The organism is Mucilaginibacter inviolabilis (assembly GCF_011089895.1).
Classification (GTDB): Bacteria; Bacteroidota; Bacteroidia; order Sphingobacteriales; family Sphingobacteriaceae; genus Mucilaginibacter; species Mucilaginibacter inviolabilis.
In genome coordinates this window covers 171710-188029 of record NZ_JAANAT010000005.1, presented here as the reverse complement: position 1 = coordinate 188029, position 16320 = coordinate 171710, and the positions used below count along the sequence as shown (strand labels likewise).

15 protein-coding genes are annotated in these 16320 nt (G+C 43.0%); 6 read left to right on the top strand and 9 right to left on the bottom strand.

Features of this window, described 5'->3' with window-relative positions; genetic code table 11:
* Positions 1–75 precede the first annotated feature (75 nt).
* Entirely contained in the window at positions 76–3396 is a 3321-nt protein-coding gene (locus tag G7092_RS27435) for a vitamin B12-dependent ribonucleotide reductase (protein ID WP_202985445.1), read from the top strand.
* Between the two features lie 494 nt (positions 3397–3890).
* Entirely contained in the window at positions 3891–4886 is a 996-nt protein-coding gene (locus G7092_RS27430) for a hypothetical protein (RefSeq protein WP_202985444.1), read from the top strand.
* A 48-nt stretch (positions 4887–4934) separates the two neighbouring features.
* On the opposite strand, the gene G7092_RS27425 is transcribed toward G7092_RS27430, so the two are convergent.
* Both G7092_RS27425 and G7092_RS27420 read right to left on the bottom strand, forming a co-directional pair.
* Complete coding sequence (locus tag G7092_RS27425) at positions 4935–5123, bottom strand: hypothetical protein (RefSeq protein ID WP_166094891.1); 189 nt, start codon at positions 5121–5123, stop codon at positions 4935–4937.
* A 100-nt stretch (positions 5124–5223) separates the two neighbouring features.
* Positions 5224–5577 (bottom strand): hypothetical protein, encoded by a 354-nt coding sequence (locus tag G7092_RS27420; RefSeq protein WP_166094889.1) that lies wholly within the window; start codon positions 5575–5577, stop codon positions 5224–5226.
* 182 nt (positions 5578–5759) lie between these two features.
* Here G7092_RS27420 and G7092_RS27415 point away from each other — a divergent pair, with 182 nt between their 5' ends.
* From G7092_RS27415 to G7092_RS27405, 3 genes are all read left to right on the top strand, one after another.
* Positions 5760–6500, top strand: a complete 741-nt coding sequence (locus tag G7092_RS27415; RefSeq protein ID WP_166094887.1) for a carboxypeptidase-like regulatory domain-containing protein — start codon at positions 5760–5762, stop codon at positions 6498–6500.
* Between the two features lie 298 nt (positions 6501–6798).
* Positions 6799–7587: a DUF1835 domain-containing protein gene (locus G7092_RS27410; RefSeq protein ID WP_166094884.1), complete on the top strand. Its 789-nt coding sequence runs from the start codon at positions 6799–6801 to the stop codon at positions 7585–7587.
* 8 nt (positions 7588–7595) lie between these two features.
* Positions 7596–8345 carry an SDR family NAD(P)-dependent oxidoreductase gene (locus tag G7092_RS27405; protein WP_202985443.1) on the top strand — a complete coding sequence of 250 codons (750 nt, stop codon included), beginning with the start codon at positions 7596–7598 and terminating at the stop codon, positions 8343–8345.
* Here the strand turns inward: G7092_RS27405 and G7092_RS27400 are convergent, their stop codons facing one another.
* On the bottom strand, positions 8346–9860 hold the full coding sequence (locus G7092_RS27400) for a glycoside hydrolase family 10-like protein (protein ID WP_235953953.1): 1515 nt from the start codon (positions 9858–9860) through the stop codon (positions 8346–8348).
* 399 nt (positions 9861–10259) lie between these two features.
* Here G7092_RS27400 and G7092_RS27395 point away from each other — a divergent pair, with 399 nt between their 5' ends.
* Positions 10260–11174: a DUF8428 domain-containing protein gene (locus G7092_RS27395; RefSeq protein ID WP_166094880.1), complete on the top strand. Its 915-nt coding sequence runs from the start codon at positions 10260–10262 to the stop codon at positions 11172–11174.
* Between the two features lie 282 nt (positions 11175–11456).
* Here the strand turns inward: G7092_RS27395 and G7092_RS27390 are convergent, their stop codons facing one another.
* From G7092_RS27390 to G7092_RS27365, 6 genes are all read right to left on the bottom strand, one after another.
* On the bottom strand, positions 11457–12257 hold the full coding sequence (locus G7092_RS27390; protein WP_166094878.1) for a hypothetical protein: 801 nt from the start codon (positions 12255–12257) through the stop codon (positions 11457–11459).
* Between the two features lie 19 nt (positions 12258–12276).
* The gene (locus G7092_RS27385; RefSeq protein WP_166094876.1) at positions 12277–12777 is read right to left on the bottom strand and encodes a heavy-metal-associated domain-containing protein; all 501 of its coding nucleotides are present in this window, start codon (positions 12775–12777) and stop codon (positions 12277–12279) included.
* Positions 12778–12853: 76 nt separating this feature from the next.
* On the bottom strand, positions 12854–13243 hold the full coding sequence (locus tag G7092_RS27380; protein WP_166094873.1) for an HYC_CC_PP family protein: 390 nt from the start codon (positions 13241–13243) through the stop codon (positions 12854–12856).
* 142 nt (positions 13244–13385) lie between these two features.
* Positions 13386–14066 (bottom strand): YiaD family glycine zipper/OmpA-like lipoprotein, encoded by a 681-nt coding sequence (locus G7092_RS27375; protein WP_166094871.1) that lies wholly within the window; start codon positions 14064–14066, stop codon positions 13386–13388.
* A gap of 230 nt (positions 14067–14296) precedes the next feature.
* Positions 14297–15628, bottom strand: coding sequence for a sensor histidine kinase (locus tag G7092_RS27370; protein ID WP_166094869.1), 1332 nt, complete (start codon positions 15626–15628; stop codon positions 14297–14299).
* Between the two features lie 3 nt (positions 15629–15631).
* Positions 15632–16315, bottom strand: a complete 684-nt coding sequence (locus G7092_RS27365; protein WP_166094867.1) for a response regulator transcription factor — start codon at positions 16313–16315, stop codon at positions 15632–15634.
* Positions 16316–16320: the final 5 nt, after the last annotated feature.

The window sequence follows — 16320 nt, the reverse complement described above, 5'->3', positions numbered from 1 at the left end:
GATACTGATAGCTTTGATTAAAACACCCTTAGTGTTTTGAGTTATCGCTCTCTCATCTTCTAAATCTATAATACTATGGCCAAAAACATTACCTCCAAAATGTCCGCCTCCAGCAGCGGGAAAGGGCTTAAAACAACACGCTATTTCACTAAAGAAGGAATTAACGTATTCGATCTGTTTACATATGATAAGCGATCGTCGGTAATCCGCAACCCATCGGGCGATGCGGTGTTTGAAATGAACGATGTAGAAGTGCCTGTTACCTGGAGCCAGGTGGCAACCGATATATTGGCACAAAAATATTTTCGGAAAGCTGGCGTACCGCAGGCCGATGGCAGCATCGGGACCGAAAAAAGCATCAAGCAGGTGGCTCACCGCATGGCCAACTGCTGGAAAGACTGGGGCGTGCGCTATGGCTATTTCGCCAGCCCAAAAGACGCTGATATTTTTTATGATGAAATAGTTTATACCATTGTTGGGCAACTGGCCGCGCCAAACTCGCCGCAATGGTTCAATACCGGGTTGCATAATTCGTATGGTATCACAGGTAAGCCACAGGGGCATTACTTTGTTGATCCGCTTACCGAAACGCTCAGCAAATCAACTTCCGCTTATGAGCGCCCACAGCCGCATGCCTGTTTTATATTGTCTGTTGATGACGATCTGGTGAACAAGGGCGGCATCATGGATCTTTGGGTACGCGAGGCCCGTATATTTAAATATGGATCGGGTGTGGGTACCAACTTCTCCAAGATTCGCGGCGAAACAGAAAAACTGGCCGGTGGTGGTTATTCCTCAGGCTTAATGTCTTTCCTCAAAATAGGTGACCGTGCCGCCGGTGCCATCAAATCGGGCGGTACAACACGCCGGGCGGCCAAAATGGTTTGCCTCGATCTGGATCACCCCGAAATTGAAGGTTTTGTGAATTGGAAAGTAGAGGAGGAAAAGAAAGTGGCCGCGCTGATAGCCGCCGGTTATTCGTCCGACTATGAAGGCGAGGCTTATCGTACCGTATCTGGCCAAAATTCTAACAATTCGGTGCGCGTACCCAATAGCTTTTTCCACGCCCTTAGAGCAGAGAACCCCTGGGAACTTACCAGTCGCATTACTGGTAAAGTGACCAAAACCGTCGCCTCGCAAAAACTTTGGGACGATATCGCTTTTGCTGCCTGGGCCTGCGCCGATCCGGGTGTGCAGTTTGATACCACCATTAACGAGTGGCATACCTGCCCCGAAGGTGGTCGCATCAATGCCTCCAACCCCTGCTCCGAGTATATGTTCCTGGATAATACGGCCTGTAATCTGGCTTCTATTAACCTGGCGCATTTTTTTGATCCGCAAACCCGGGTATTTGATGTAAAAGGATTTGAATATGCCTGCCGCATGTGGACTATCGTATTGGAGATCTCCGTACTGATGGCACAATTCCCATCCGAAGAAGTAGCGCAGTTATCTTACGATTACCGAACCCTGGGCCTGGGTTATGCTAATCTGGGTTCGGCACTCATGGTGAACGGTATTCCTTACGACAGTGATAAGGCCCGCGCTATTGGTGGGGCCATCACCGCTATTATGACGGGGACGGCCTATGCTACTTCGGCCGAAATGGCCCGTGAGCTGGGACCTTTCCGCAAATACAACGATAATAAACAGCATATGCTGCGGGTAATGCGCAATCATCGCTACACGGCTTATAACTCTACCGAAAATTATGAGAATCTGGAGATAGCCCCTCCGGGTATCGATCCAAAATATTGTCCGGATTATCTGCTGTCGGCCGCCTGCAACGCCTGGGATAAGGCTGTAGAAATGGGCGAGAAGCACGGCTATCGCAACGCTCAAACTACCGTAATTGCCCCAACAGGCACCATTGGTTTGGTGATGGATTGCGATACTACCGGCATCGAACCCGATTTTGCGCTGGTGAAATTCAAAAAGCTATCGGGTGGTGGTTATTTCAAGATCATCAACCAGGCGGTGCCCGAAGCCTTACGCAATTTGGGTTACCGCGAGCACGAGGTTACCGCCATTGTAAACTACGCCAAAGGTTCGGCCAGCTTAAAAGGCGCGCCGCATGTGAATACCGACAGCTTAAAAGCTAAAGGTTTTACCGATGATGAACTGGAAAAACTCGATAAAGGACTGGTATCGGCCTTTGAGATCAGCTTCGCGTTCAATATCTGGTCGCTGGGCGAGGAATGTCTGAAACGCCTGGGCATCACTGCCGACCAATATAACGCGCCCGACTTTAACGTACTGCGTGCGCTCGGTTTCAGCAAAAAACAAATAGCCGAAGCCAATGAGTACATCTGCGGCACCATGACCATTGAAGGTGCCCCTTATCTGAAAGAAGCACATTACCCCATTTTTGATTGCGCCAATAAATGCGGCGCCAAAGGCGAACGTTACATCCACGCGCATGGTCACATCAAAATGATGGCTGCGGCGCAACCTTTCCTGTCAGGCGCTATATCCAAAACCATCAACCTGCCTAATGAAGCTAAGGTTGATGAGATCAAGGATTGCTACCAGCTATCATGGGAGCTGGGGCTGAAAGCCAACGCGCTTTACCGCGATGGCTGCAAGCTGAGCCAGCCGTTATCCACCAAATCCGACGCCAAAGAAGAGGCAGACGATAAACTGGAAACCGTAGAAGAAGTACTGGGTGAAGCGGCCAACGTAAAACTAAGTGATCTGACACCTGAGCAGGTGATCGAGGCGGCGATAGCCATTATGGAAAAATCAAAAGACACCAACTTTATGCGCGAACTGTCGCGCGTGGTGCAAAAGAAGAGTTTGCCCTTTAAACGCCGCGGGTTTACGCAAAAAGCCACTATCGACGGGCAAAATGTATTTGTGCGCACCGGCGAATATGAGGATGGTACCCTGGGCGAAATATTTGTGGATATGCACAAGGAGGGTGCTACCTTCCGCTCGCTCATGAACTGTTTTGCCATTGCCGTTTCGGTGGGCCTACAATACGGAGTGCCGCTGGAAGAGTATGTAGAGAAATTTACTTTCACTCGTTTTGAGCCTGCCGGTATGGTATCGGGCCATGCCAATATCAAGAGCGCCACCAGTATTATCGATTATATTTTCCGGATGCTAGGTTATGAATACCAGAACCGTACCGATCTGGTGCATGTACTCACTGAAAACAATGCACCTCTCGGCAATCCGCAAATGGGCGACGAGGATTTTAATACCGATGAAAGCAATGTATATGTGCCTGTTAATAATGGGTTTAATAATGCTAAAAGACAGGGTTTGTCCGTCGATCTGAGTATGGGCGTACAAAGCGATGCTCCCGCCTGTAACGTATGCGGGCATACCACCCTGCGCTCGGGTACCTGTTATAAATGTCTCAACTGTGGCAACTCTATGGGTTGTTCATAAAGTTGGGTTAAATTGTAGTTTTTTGTTCAGTATAAATAGTTAAATGTGCGAACCCTGCCGCAAGGCAGGGTTCTTTTTGTTTTCTAATGATGCCTATAAATAAAAACCGGGTGTCATGATGAGCTCCGTCGAAGCATGGTGGGCTGGCCTCTGCGCGCGAGTCTTCGACAAGCTCAGACTGACAGGCTTTTTTATCGATTTTATACTTGCGCTCGTTTGTAACGAGCGCTTAACAAGGGTTTGCGTTTAAAAACGCTATGGCGATGCAATCGCCGCGCCACAATAAGCACTCATTACAAATCTCAAGAGAGGAATCGCACTATCCTCAGCTCTTTTTTAACCTTTTCTACCCAGTAATTACAAATGAATGCAGGGTTGAGCCAATGAAAAAAAGCAACCCAAAAATCACGGTTTTCGGTTATTTTATTAATAGTTAATTTTTTTAAAATTTATGTATCAGCCCGGAAATTCATCCAGCGATTACTATATATGCTATGAAAAAGATTATTAAGCTGGTTTTTGCCATAGCATTCACCGCTTTGGCGGCCTGTAACAAAAACGAATCGGCAAAAACGCCAGCTCAAAAAAACGACTCCTTGCAACTCGCTTCCCCCGTTACATGCACGGCTACCAAAGCCGATGTCGAAGCTATACCAATCTTCCCATCCACCAACGCCTGGAATCAGGACATATCAGCGCTTCCGGTAGACCCGTACAGTACGCAAATCATAGCAAAATATGCGGCAACCGGATTGCATCCCGATTTTGGAAGCGGCACCTATGATGGCGAAACCATGGGTTTTCCCTTTACAGTAGTTTGCGGCAGTCAGGCAAAAGTGCCTATTGTATTCCGGGCAAATGATGTTGACGATAATTACGGCGATGAAAGTGATCCGGGACCTTATCCTGTTCCCTTAAACGCGCCTGTAGAAGATGGCGGCGATGCTCATGTTATTGTGGTTGATAAAGATAATCACATATTATATGAGCTTTATAACGCCAATGTGAACGGCAATCACTGGGAAGCTTCGAGCGGAGCGGTATTCAACCTGAACTCCAACGCGTTGCGCCCCGAAGGATGGACCTCGGCTGATGCCGCCGGTTTGCCTATATTTGCCGGATTGGTAAGATATGATGAAGTACTTAAAGGCGAGATAGATCATGCCATCCGTTTTACGCTGCAGCGCGGCAATACGCTTAATTCGCACATACTACCGGCCAGGCATAATGGTAATGGCAGTGGTATACCCCACGCCGCATTACCATTCGGCGCGCGGCTTCGTCTTAAAGCCGGTTTTAACATCAGCGGGTTTCCGCCGCATATTCAAACCATACTCAAGGCATTCAAAAAATATGGTATCATACTGGCCGATATTGGCAGCAATATGTACATCAGCGGTTCGCAGGATGAGCGTTGGAATAATGATGAACTAGCCTTATTGCATCAAGTAAAAGCCTCTGATTTTGAGGTGATCAAATTTAATAATTAATTGGCCGGATCTCCCTTTGTCATCTTGAGTGCAGAGGGGGATCTGTTATTAAACGTGCTGGTTCTTCCGGCAGTGATGATTGCAGCATCCGGACTTTCCTCCCTTTTTCGAAAGCATAGCCGTTTTGCAAATGCTGGAATGATGCATGCCTTTTTTGTTTAAGATGGGTGGCGGAGGAGCCAATATCAGCGGCACGGTGGCCATTAGAAACACGATTGCAATATGGATACTTTTCATGGTTTTGGTTTTTGATGGTAATTAAATATCGGAAATTTTTAACCACTGATCGCCAATATTTCAATCAATTACCCCATATTTTAAACCATCTTCTCTATTCTTATAGTTGTTTGCTGTATAGAACTTTCTTAATAAACACTAAAGTCGAATCAATTCTTACGGTAATCTTTTTATTAATCGCCTGTTCAGAATAATAAATATCTATATAGGTTGATATTATAGAAGACCCAAACTTCGAACCTGGGACAAGAATCAATTTATCATTTTTAAAATCACCGTGATTAAAGAAACCAAGCCATTTATAGTCGATGTATCCATATCCTTTATCTTGTAATTTGGGCTTGATGAACTTTTCTATGGCTTTGCTTATCACATGCTTTAGAGCATAAATATTTAAGAGTATAATAATGGTGAAAAAAGCTAAAAAGAAGGCTAGCAGTACAACGGTGTACATAATTAACTATGATTGATTAGTCATAAATATAAACAAAAAGGTAAATCAATTTTAACTCGCTTCTGATCTCAGTGATGATAGGGTAAATTTAACCGCCATAAGTTAAAAAACGTTAAACCAATTTCATCAAGCTTATCAGGTAGTTATGTTTGTAATGATTTGATTATCAAAACATATAAATTATGCGCGGCCTGCTCACCCTGCTCCTGATATATACCTGCTTAAACACCTTTGGGCAAAGTATAAACGGTATTGTGGTCGATAAAAAAACGGGCCAGCCGCTTACCGGTGCCTGGGTAAGTGCTTCCAAGGCAAATACTATTAGCGGTATACAAGGAGAGTTTAGCATAAATGCAGATAAGGCGAAAGACACGCTCCGCGTAAAGATGCAAGGCTATAAACTGTATATACTGCCGCTCAATCTGGTGAATAGCAAAAATATCCGGATTGACTTAGAAGCGGCGATTATTGAACTGAATGAAGTACATGTAACGGCTAAAAGAGACCGTATAAAAGATTCATTGAATAACCGTAAAATGTTTGCGAAGGAGTTTAACTCTTCGGCTCCAAAGCTTAAAGATATGATAGCGGCATCGGGCAGCAATGCGGGACTTTTACCCGTGGCTGGTGTCACCATTGTCCCATCTGAGTTTATCCGGGCCTTAACTTACAAACACAGCCGGGAGTATAAATTAAAAAAGGAACTAATCAGGGATGAGCAGAACCGGTACATCGACAGTCGGTTCAGCGAAAATCTGGTCAGCACCATCACTAACCTCAAAGGAGATTCCCTGCTGGATTTTATGGATAGATATCGTCCGGGTATCGAACAGATCAAAAAAATGTCTGATTATGATATCAGGGCCTATATAAAAGCGAGTAAGCAAAAAATGATGGGAGATAGTTTGGCGAAAGCGAAATAAGAGCTCATTCCAACCCTCTCCAAAGGAAACAGAGCCACTTGGTATCCTGAGGAACGAAGGATCTATTCGTGGGCTTTGCATATTGACGAATGGATGCTTCACTTCGTTCAGCATGACAAAATATTTGTATAATAAGTAACAGCCTTAGTTGCAAAAGTGTGCATTTTACCGAACTGACCAAAGTCATTTCATCTTCAGAAATTTCAGACAGAGTATAATTGCTGCTTTTTTAAATTTATTTTTACCATCAAGATGCCCGGCGACTAAGGCCTTTGCTTCACTACTAATTCTAAAACCGATGAGTAACATATTGCATATTTTAAATGGGGATGCAACCCTGTCCGGATTTAACGAAACCGGGCTTGATGGCGATGTACTGGTATGGCGCGAAGTGCTTTCTGAGGGCCCTTTGCAGGAAAATATCCTGTCGGGTAGTTTTTGGAGTACACGGGCCCAATGGATCAGCCAAACCTTCAAAGAGAACATTGACACCTATCAGCACAAGGTAATTGAAGAGCTGGGTAAACTCAACAGTGATTATTCTGAAATTAACCTCTGGTTTGAGTTCGATCTGCATTGCCAGGTGAACTTGCTGGGTGTTTTACAGATGCTTAGTCGAAAAACGGATATGTCTGAACCCGCTATCTATCTGATTTGTCTGGCCGATTGTGCTCAGTTTAATTTTGCCAAAGGACTGGGTGAACTCAACGGCGAACAATTTGAGGAATTATATGATAGCCGTGAACGCCTGAACGAATGGGAGTTTGAACTGGCCACCGAGGCCTGGCAGTTATATGTACAGGGAGATGCAGGAAAACTGGGAAAATGGCTCAACGAAAATAACTTCTGGGGAGGCATCCCTTTACTAAAACCCGCTTTGCAGGCTCATTTGAAACGTTTGCAGATAAATGAGGCCGGCCTGGGTTATATTGAACAAAGGCTACTGGATATTTACAATAGTGGCGCGAACACACGATCGGCCATATATGCTACCTTTTGGAACGAAGATAAAATATTTGGAATGGGCGATGCGGAGATTGATATTTACCTTGATCGCCTGCAACAAAAACAACTCATCAGTTTATAAAAATAAATATGACCAACACCTATATCATTAGCGGTGCCGGGAGCGGCATTGGACAAGCTATTGCGCAAAAGCTGGCACAGGATGGTAATACCTGTATTTTGCTGGGGCGTAATGAGCAAAAATTACAACAAACATTGCAAAGTTTGGTGGCGGGCAATCATAGCCTGCTGGTGGCAGATATCCGCGACAAAAAAAGTCTTGCCCGGGCTTTTGAACAATTGGGTAACACCACAGTGAATGGACTGATAGCCAACTCGGGTATCGGTGGAGAAAATTATTGGGGCGATGATGACCGCTGGGTCGATATCATCAACACTAACCTTACCGGTACTTATAATTTTGTCAATACATTTTTACCTGCATTGCGGAACACAGCGGTTGAGAAACATATTGTAATCACCTCATCTGTACTGGCGCGATTGGGTGTGGCTAACTATTCTGCCTATTGCGCCTCTAAAGCAGGTTTGTTAGGCCTGATGCGTTCCTGGGCAGTACAGTTTGCTCCCGAAAACATCCTGGTAAATGCCATTTGCCCGGGTTGGGTAGATACCGAAATGTCGCAGGACGGTTTGCAGGGCATTGCCGATGGTATAGGTATCAGTAAACAGGAATTTTACGAAATGGCTATGCAAAGCGTACCACTTAGACGAATGAGCCAGCCCGATGAAATTGCCGGTTTGGTAGCCTACTTACTGGGCCAGCGATCTATCACCGGGCAAACCATCGATATTAATTGCGGCTCGGTAATGAATAGTTGATTAACGAACGGTTACGGCGATAGTGGGCGATCGGTCACTCTCATTTTTTAACCGGTCAAGCGCGGTGATCACGTACATATAAGTTTTACCTCTTTGTGCAGTAGTGTCCTCAAAGGTTAAGCCGTTGTTATATTGAATTCGGAGTATGTTTTTAGGATCGTCGATATTGATTTTTTCCCCGTCGGTAAACCTGTAGATCACGTAGCCATAAACGGGCTGTTCGTCTCGGGCCAGGGTGGGCGCCATCCATCTTAATTGTACATGGCCCTGTATAGCTTTCGCGGTAAATTCCCGGGGCACATTAGGGGCAATGGAATCGCGCCAAAGCATCACCGGTGGCAAAGCCGGGTACTTGTAATAATTTTCACGGAGCGAATCGGTAAAGCCCAGTGGATTATTGGTTAATGAGTTGGAGCTGAAATAAACACTGCCCTGAACCCTGGGGTTGGCACGCATCATATTAATCTGGTCGGGTAGTTGTTTGGGATTTTTAAACGCCACCGTTTTACGCTCGTTGATACGATACGCGGCTTGCCCTATATACAGATGCCTTCCAAAAGTATTATCGCTCCACCAGTTGAGCAATTTTTCAAAATCAGCTGCGCGGTTACCGATGGGCCAGTAAAGCTGAGGATTGATATAATCTATCCATCCCTGTTTTACCCATTCGCGCGAGTCGGCGTAGTTTTCGTAATAGGATGAACCTCCGTTAGTTTCAGAACCCTCGTCGTTTTGTGATTTATTGGCCCATATACCAAATGGACTAATGCCAAATTTGATGTCGGGGTTATGAGCATGTACGCTGTCGCCTATCATTTTGATCAGCAGGTCCACATTGTGGCGACGCCAGTCTTTAATATTGTCATACCCCTGACCATATTTTTTATAGGTATCATCGTCATTGATCTTTTGACCGGCAATAGGGTAAGGATAAAAATAATCATCCATGTGTACACCGTCGATATCGTAGTTGTCAACCACATCCAATATTACTTGTACAATGTATTCACGAACCTCGGGCAAACCCGGGTTAAAAGTTTTGATGCCACCATAGGTGAAAAACCAATCAGGCTTCATTTTAGTAATATGTTGTGGACTTAGTGCGGCGAAATTACCATCGAAAGTAGCACGGTAAGGGTTAAACCAGGCGTGCAATTCCATACCGCGTTTGTGGGCCTCGGTTATGGCAAATTCCAAAGGGTCATAAGCTGGATAAGGACCTTGTCCCTGTTTGCCGGTTAAATACTTAGACCAGGGTTCCCGGCTCTTAGCATAAAAAGCGTCGGCGGCCGGGCGCACCTGCAACATCACCGCATTGATACCTGTTTCCTGATGCGAATTGAGTATATCTATCAGTTCCTGTTTTTGCTTATCAGCGGTAAACTTGGTACTCGTAGGCCAGTCGATATTGACTACTGTTGCTATCCACACTCCCCTGAATTCCCGTTTGGGTTCGGTTTTAACTATTGGTTCATCAGAAGCGGGTTCGGCTGGCTGCGCATAAACAGTTGCCATAGTAAGCAGGGGTATAATCAGTAGTATAAAGCGGCGAAATATATGCATCAATGAGAATTAAAATAAAAGTTGCAAAGATATAAAACTCATAACGTTGCACTTTTATTATGAAGTATAAAATTTGAAGGTTTATTGTGATTTTAGCATATTGTATTTATTTTTAACCGTTGCCTAAGGTATTTGTTTACTTGAGATTCTATTAAAAATCATATTTTTAATGTTTCAACGTTTACATATCGTTGGGCATGAAAGTGCTGATCAAAGGAAAAATACAGGTAAAGCGGGCAATATCTATCCGTTTAGATTTGCTTGTAAATTAATCACGATAGTTAAATAGCTGCACTTTTTTAAAACAGCTTTGCTTTTTAACTGTATTAAAACATTAAACATTTAATTGCTATGGAAAATCAATCCGGTCAACCATCTAAGAAAAACTCCAACGTCATTTATTTCCTCATTGTGGTGGTATTGGCTCTATTGGGTACTGATGTGTATCTGTACTTGCAAAAAAACAAGTCGGATACTAAAATCGTGTACCAGCATGATGAACAAACCCGCCTGCAAACCGAATTAGACAGTCTTGAGTCGCAAATTGAGCAGGTAAATGCCGGTAAAGCTAAAATGTCAGCAGCATTGCAGGCCAAAAATGATTCGTTGCAGTCCAAGATCCATGTGTTAAGAACACAGTTGGCTAAAGGTAAATTAACCAAAGAAGAATTGGCAAAAGCTCAGGAGGATGTAAAACAATTAAGGTATTTTGTAACTAAATACACCGCCGACATTGAAGAGCTTAAAAAGCAAAATCAATCATTAACAACCGAAAGGGATACGCTAAAAACCAATTTGGCAACGGTAGCTAAAAAGGCTGATACGCTTACCAAGCAAAACCAGGATCTGGATGCCAAGGTAAAGGTAGCGCAGGCACTCAAGCTGGCACAGGCAAATGTGGTAGCATATAAGGTTAAGAGCAGCGGTAAAGAAGTTGATGTTACCCGGGCCAGCCCAGCTAAGAAGATCAAGATCAATTTTACAGTAGCGAGCAACAGTATCGCTATAAAAAGCATGCATGATATTTATGTGCGTATTATTGATCCAACCGGCAACCTGATAACCCCTGCCGATGGTGGAACTTTCAGCGCTGATAATCAGGATCTGCAATACACCTACAAAACATCAATTGATTTTAAGGATGATGGCAGTCAGTACACTATTGATTGGGTAAATCCAAACCTGCCCTTCCAGAAAGGTACTTATACCGTATTGCTTTATGCCGATGGTGGTACCATGGGTAAAACAGGCTTTACACTTAAATAAGCTTATTTAAACAGATATATAAAGCCCCGTTCCGGACTCCGGAACGGGGCTTTTTGTTTTTGTCATCCTGAGTTGCAAAATATTGAACTTCTAAGGGTGAAATGACGCATTTAATCGAAGCTTCCCTTTATAAAAAACATGTCATTGCGAGGCACGAAGCAATCTCCTCGCGTTCTTATCGGTGAGAATAGCTACGAGATTGCTTCGTCGTTCCTCCTCGCAATGACATGATAGAGACACGTCATGGGTAGCAATAACGAAGGATGACAATGATTAATGGGATCAAAGATTAAAAAAGTTATACTCCAGCCTTACCAGGTACATGTTCTTGCTGTTGCGTATCATATCGTTGTAAAGTGGCGTACGGTATGACAGATCCAGGCGGCAAACGCTGTTAAATATAAACTGTACCGCTGGCGCTATATCCAGATAACTTTGCCCATGGCCCGGGTTGGTTTTACCCAATAATTCAGCGTACAGATTAACATTGGTTTGCTGATAGTCCTTATAGTTTTTGGGGAACAAAAGATACCCCGCTGATAGAGTATAAGCTACCGAGTTGCGGGCTTGTAAAGGTGTAAGATCATAGCCGCCCCGGTTATCAAAAGCACGTAGATAGCTTGCTGAACCGGATAACGCCAGTTTATGTAAAAGCTGGGTAAATACTACACCGCTTTGCAAGCCGGAATTGTCACCTTCTAATGTTATTTCCTGATTAACGATGGGATTATTGATGCTGGATGCTTTGGCGAAAAAAGCTCCCCGGAAATGCTTCTGTACCGTATCTATTGACAAAAACCGGTATTTGGCATATACACTACCACCTTCAAAATGCTGGTTGTTGCTATAATAGTTGGATGTATATAATGATCCATGTACCATTAAGTGCCGGCTTACACCGTACATCACCTCAAAACTTGTACGGTTTTTATAATCAGGTTTAAAAAATCCCTGGTTTTCTAAACGCAGGCCCAATGAACCGGTGGCCATGTTGCTGGCCGGTTCGGTATTTACATACAGTTCCTGCGAAAACGCAGGGCATGCCATAGCCATAAGGCCGATAGCCAATATTAATTTCTTCATGATGGTTTGATGATGAAGATTATATGGCTAAATGATAGATGCGCCCACTTGCAGGGGCAGTATCGGTAACCTGGGCCAGGTATTTTTTGGATACCGATTTTGGGGCAAAGCCATTATCAACTATAGTGAAATTCACAGTGCCGCTTAGGGCTTTGTCTGCGGGGTTCAGTAGCCTGTAAGTATCGCCGCCATAGCTAAATATGTTATCGGCAACTTTGGTATTATCAAAGTTAAAGGTAGCCTTTAAGCTGTTTACCGAAAAGCCTGAACCCTGAACCTTTTTGCTGATCTGCTCAAAATTTACCGGTACATCACTTTTAAAAGTAATAAGGTATAAATTGTGCATCAGATCGGTTTTAATCTCGCTTACAAAAGGGAGGGTACGTAGCGCTTTTTCGGTTGATTTGGCACATAACGCGCAAGTAAGGCCGCTCACCTGCAGCTCGGCTTTGGTAAACTGGGCTTTTGCAGCTGTAACGGTAAATACAAAAAGTATGATAAATATTTTTAGAGTTTTCATTTTGATCTTTTAATTAATTGTTGGAAAATAAGCTACCGGTAATTTTACCGGGTATTCTGTAAACAATCAGTGTTGATCAAATACGAAAAATGCAATTTTTAATAAATGTGGCAATGTTTTGCCAGGACATACCAGGTGGCCCGCGTTCAAGGGACGGATTGGCAAATGATTGCCTGGACGGTGTAAATAATCCGTTGAAAGACAAACGGGGCACATCGAAACCAAAAAGTTTGGAGATGATGGAAACCGGTTCAATCTGATGCGCATCCTTTACTTTAATTTGCAGGTGCTTATCCTTGCAGCATTTCATTTTGCCGCAGTCTTGAGCCATTTTGCAACTAATAGCCGGCGAATCAATTTTAACAGAGGCTATCTGCGTACCACAATAATGCAGATTAAGAGCAAAGCCCAATACTGTAACCGTGTACAGTAAGGTCAATAATAAAGCTCCTGATCTTTTTACCATAATAACAAAAATAATAGATTAACTTGTTGATTACAAATTGTTTTATGTATTAACGAAATATAACAGAATCATATATAAACACAAAGCACCGGGCCCTCGCGGCACGGTGCTTTGAAATTAACTTGATCTTATTATATGGTTATTACTGAGCAGCTTGTTTAGCTTGCTGTTTCATTTGGTCATTAGCAACAATTACAATTTCAACCCTGCGGTTTTGTGCACGGCCTGCAGGTGTTGCATTGTCTGCAATTGGCTCTGTTTTACCTTTGCCAGATGTGGTTAAACGGGATGAGCTTACATTATTAGATACAATGTATGATTTTACCGCCTCGGCCCTTCTGATAGAAAGATCCATATTATGCTGTGCCGTACCTGTACTATCAGTATGGCCTACTATCAAAATATTGGTGTTTGGGTTGTTTTGTAATGATGTAGCCAATTTTTGCAGGTTGGCCTGGGCTGCAGGTTTAACATCAGATTTATCGGTATCAAATAATATACCTGAGTCGAATTTAACCAAGATGCCTTCACCTTCACGTGTAACGGTAGCTCCCGGAACAGTTTGCTTTATTTCGGCAGCCTGTCTATCCATGTTACGACCAATAAATGCGCCTGCGGTACCACCTACTGCGCCACCAATAATGGCTCCCAATGCGGTGTTACCAGCTGCTTTACCAATAAAAGCACCTATTGTACCGCCTGCACCTGCACCAATTGCTGCACCTTTTTGTGTTTTGGTCAATGAATCGCAACCTGAGCCTAAAATACCGACGGTGGCTAAAGCCAAACTCAGGGTGGCTATCTTAATTCTAAGAGTTTTCATATATAATTATGATATGTTTTATACTTCATTGGCAAAGCCAATGCCAAAAACAGCAAAAAACAATGATTGTTTTTTAAACGGTATAAAAGCGTACTGTAGCTATATTTTTTTAATGTTTAGGAAAGGAATTTTCAAAGAGGTAATTGACATTTTGTCCAAACTTCAAAAAATGGCTTGTTTTTAGTACAAAGTATGTAAAATTGTCGATACAAATATAACGGGTGTCGTGCTTAATTCACCACGATGAGCGTGGCCGGAAACATCAGTTTAAAGGTGCTGCCAGTATCTTTAGCAGAAATCACCTCAATGTCGATATCATGAAAAGTAGCTATTGATTTAACAATAGGCAAGCCTAAGCCAAAACTATCCTGCTGAAGTGACTGTCTGAATTTTTTAAAACGATTAAATATAAAAGGGATAACTTCGGCGTCGATACCGATACCATTATCAGTTATGCTGATGATAAAGTTATTGTGTCCTGCGGTTGCGGTTATTTGAATATAGCCGCCCTCGTTGTTGTATTTGATGGCGTTGTTGATGAGGTTGAAAAATAAATTGAACAGCAGGAACTTATTAATATTTACCAAATTCCAATTTTCTGGTACGTCGATACTATAACTGATATTTTTGTCCTGCAGGCGTATGGAAATTTCATCATACACATCCTGAAGCAGTTCAACCACAGGCACCTTGTCTTCTTTCAGGAACTGTTCGTTTTCAATTTGCGATATCAGTAACAGGGTTTTGGTGATACTTTTTAAACGGTTCAGTATTTTCTGCATTTCGATGAGGCGCCCTTTCAAGTCATCGCTGATATCTTCTTCCTCAAACATGTTTTCGATCTTGGATTGCAGAATGGATATAGGCGTCATCAGTTCATGTGATGCATTGGAAATAAACTCCCGTTCTTTCTGGAATTTATCGGCAATGGTCTCCACCATTTTATGGATACTGATGTCCAGGTATTCAAAATCGCTGGTTGAGGTGCGTACTTTTCGGTAGGAATTAAAATTGGGGAACTTTTGGCCAACGAGTTTGGTTTTAATAATTAGGCGTAGAGGTTTGAGTACGTAATTAGAATAAAACTGATCGGCCAGAATGGTAAGCAATATCATACCCAGTAATACCTGGAAAGCAATGTTTTGAAGCGGAGCACTGGTTTCATCAAGCGTATCTACACTTTTACCTATCTCCAGTAAGTAGTTGTGGTTTTTAACTTTAAAAGTGTGGCTTAGTATACGGTATTCAACGGTGTCGCCTTCAAGCCGGCGTTTACCCATTTTAATAGTATCTAAAAAGAAACCGGGTTCAACCTCATCCAAGCTAATGTATTCCTCTTTAAGGGGCAGGTAACTGCCATAAGCTTCGCCGTTTTCGATATAAGTTTGAATACCCCGACTTTTTACAATTTGCAGCAGCTTGTTTTTTTGTTTGATAAGTTTACTATCAACATAATTACTGCTTATGTTTTTGATCAATACGGGTACCAGCAATACAAACAGTACTACAATTACCAATTTTGATATGGCATTAAAAAGCGTAAGTTTTGTTCTGAGTTTCAATACTTAAGCGTTGATCTTTATTTTATAACCCAAGCCCCGTACCGTTTCCAGCCAATCGGGAGATCCAAAGGCATTTAACTTTTTCCGTATATTTTTGATGTGCGCATCAATATAGTTGGAGTCGTAATCATTATTTACTACGCTACCCCAAATATGTTCGCTTAACTGCATGCGGGTTAAGGTCCTGTTTTTGTGTAAAATTAAATAAGCTATCAGGTCAAATTCCTTTTTGGTAATCGTATTTACAACGCTATTTCCATGCGATATAGTACGATTGGTTAGGTCAATCAGGAATTCTCCCAGTTCAATAGTATTATTTTTTACTCCAAACTTGCGACGTATAATGGCCTGCATACGGCTTTGAAGTTCGAGCAGCGAAAATGGTTTGGGTAAATAATCGTCGGCTCCCAAATCAAGCCCCTTAATACGGTCGTTAATTTCGGCGCGGGCGGTGAGTATGATACAAGCGGCTTCAGAATCTACCTTTTTGGCCTCTTTCAACAGATCCAGCCCGTCATAATCAGGCAGACCAAGATCAATCAAAATAAAATCATACAGGTTAACCGCAATTTTTTCGGAAGCCGATGCTCCAGTAAAACAAACATCGCAGATATAGTTATAATTGGTCAGAAATATTTCCAGTTCCTGTGCAAGTGCCCGTTCGTCCTCAATAATCAATACATTCATACGCC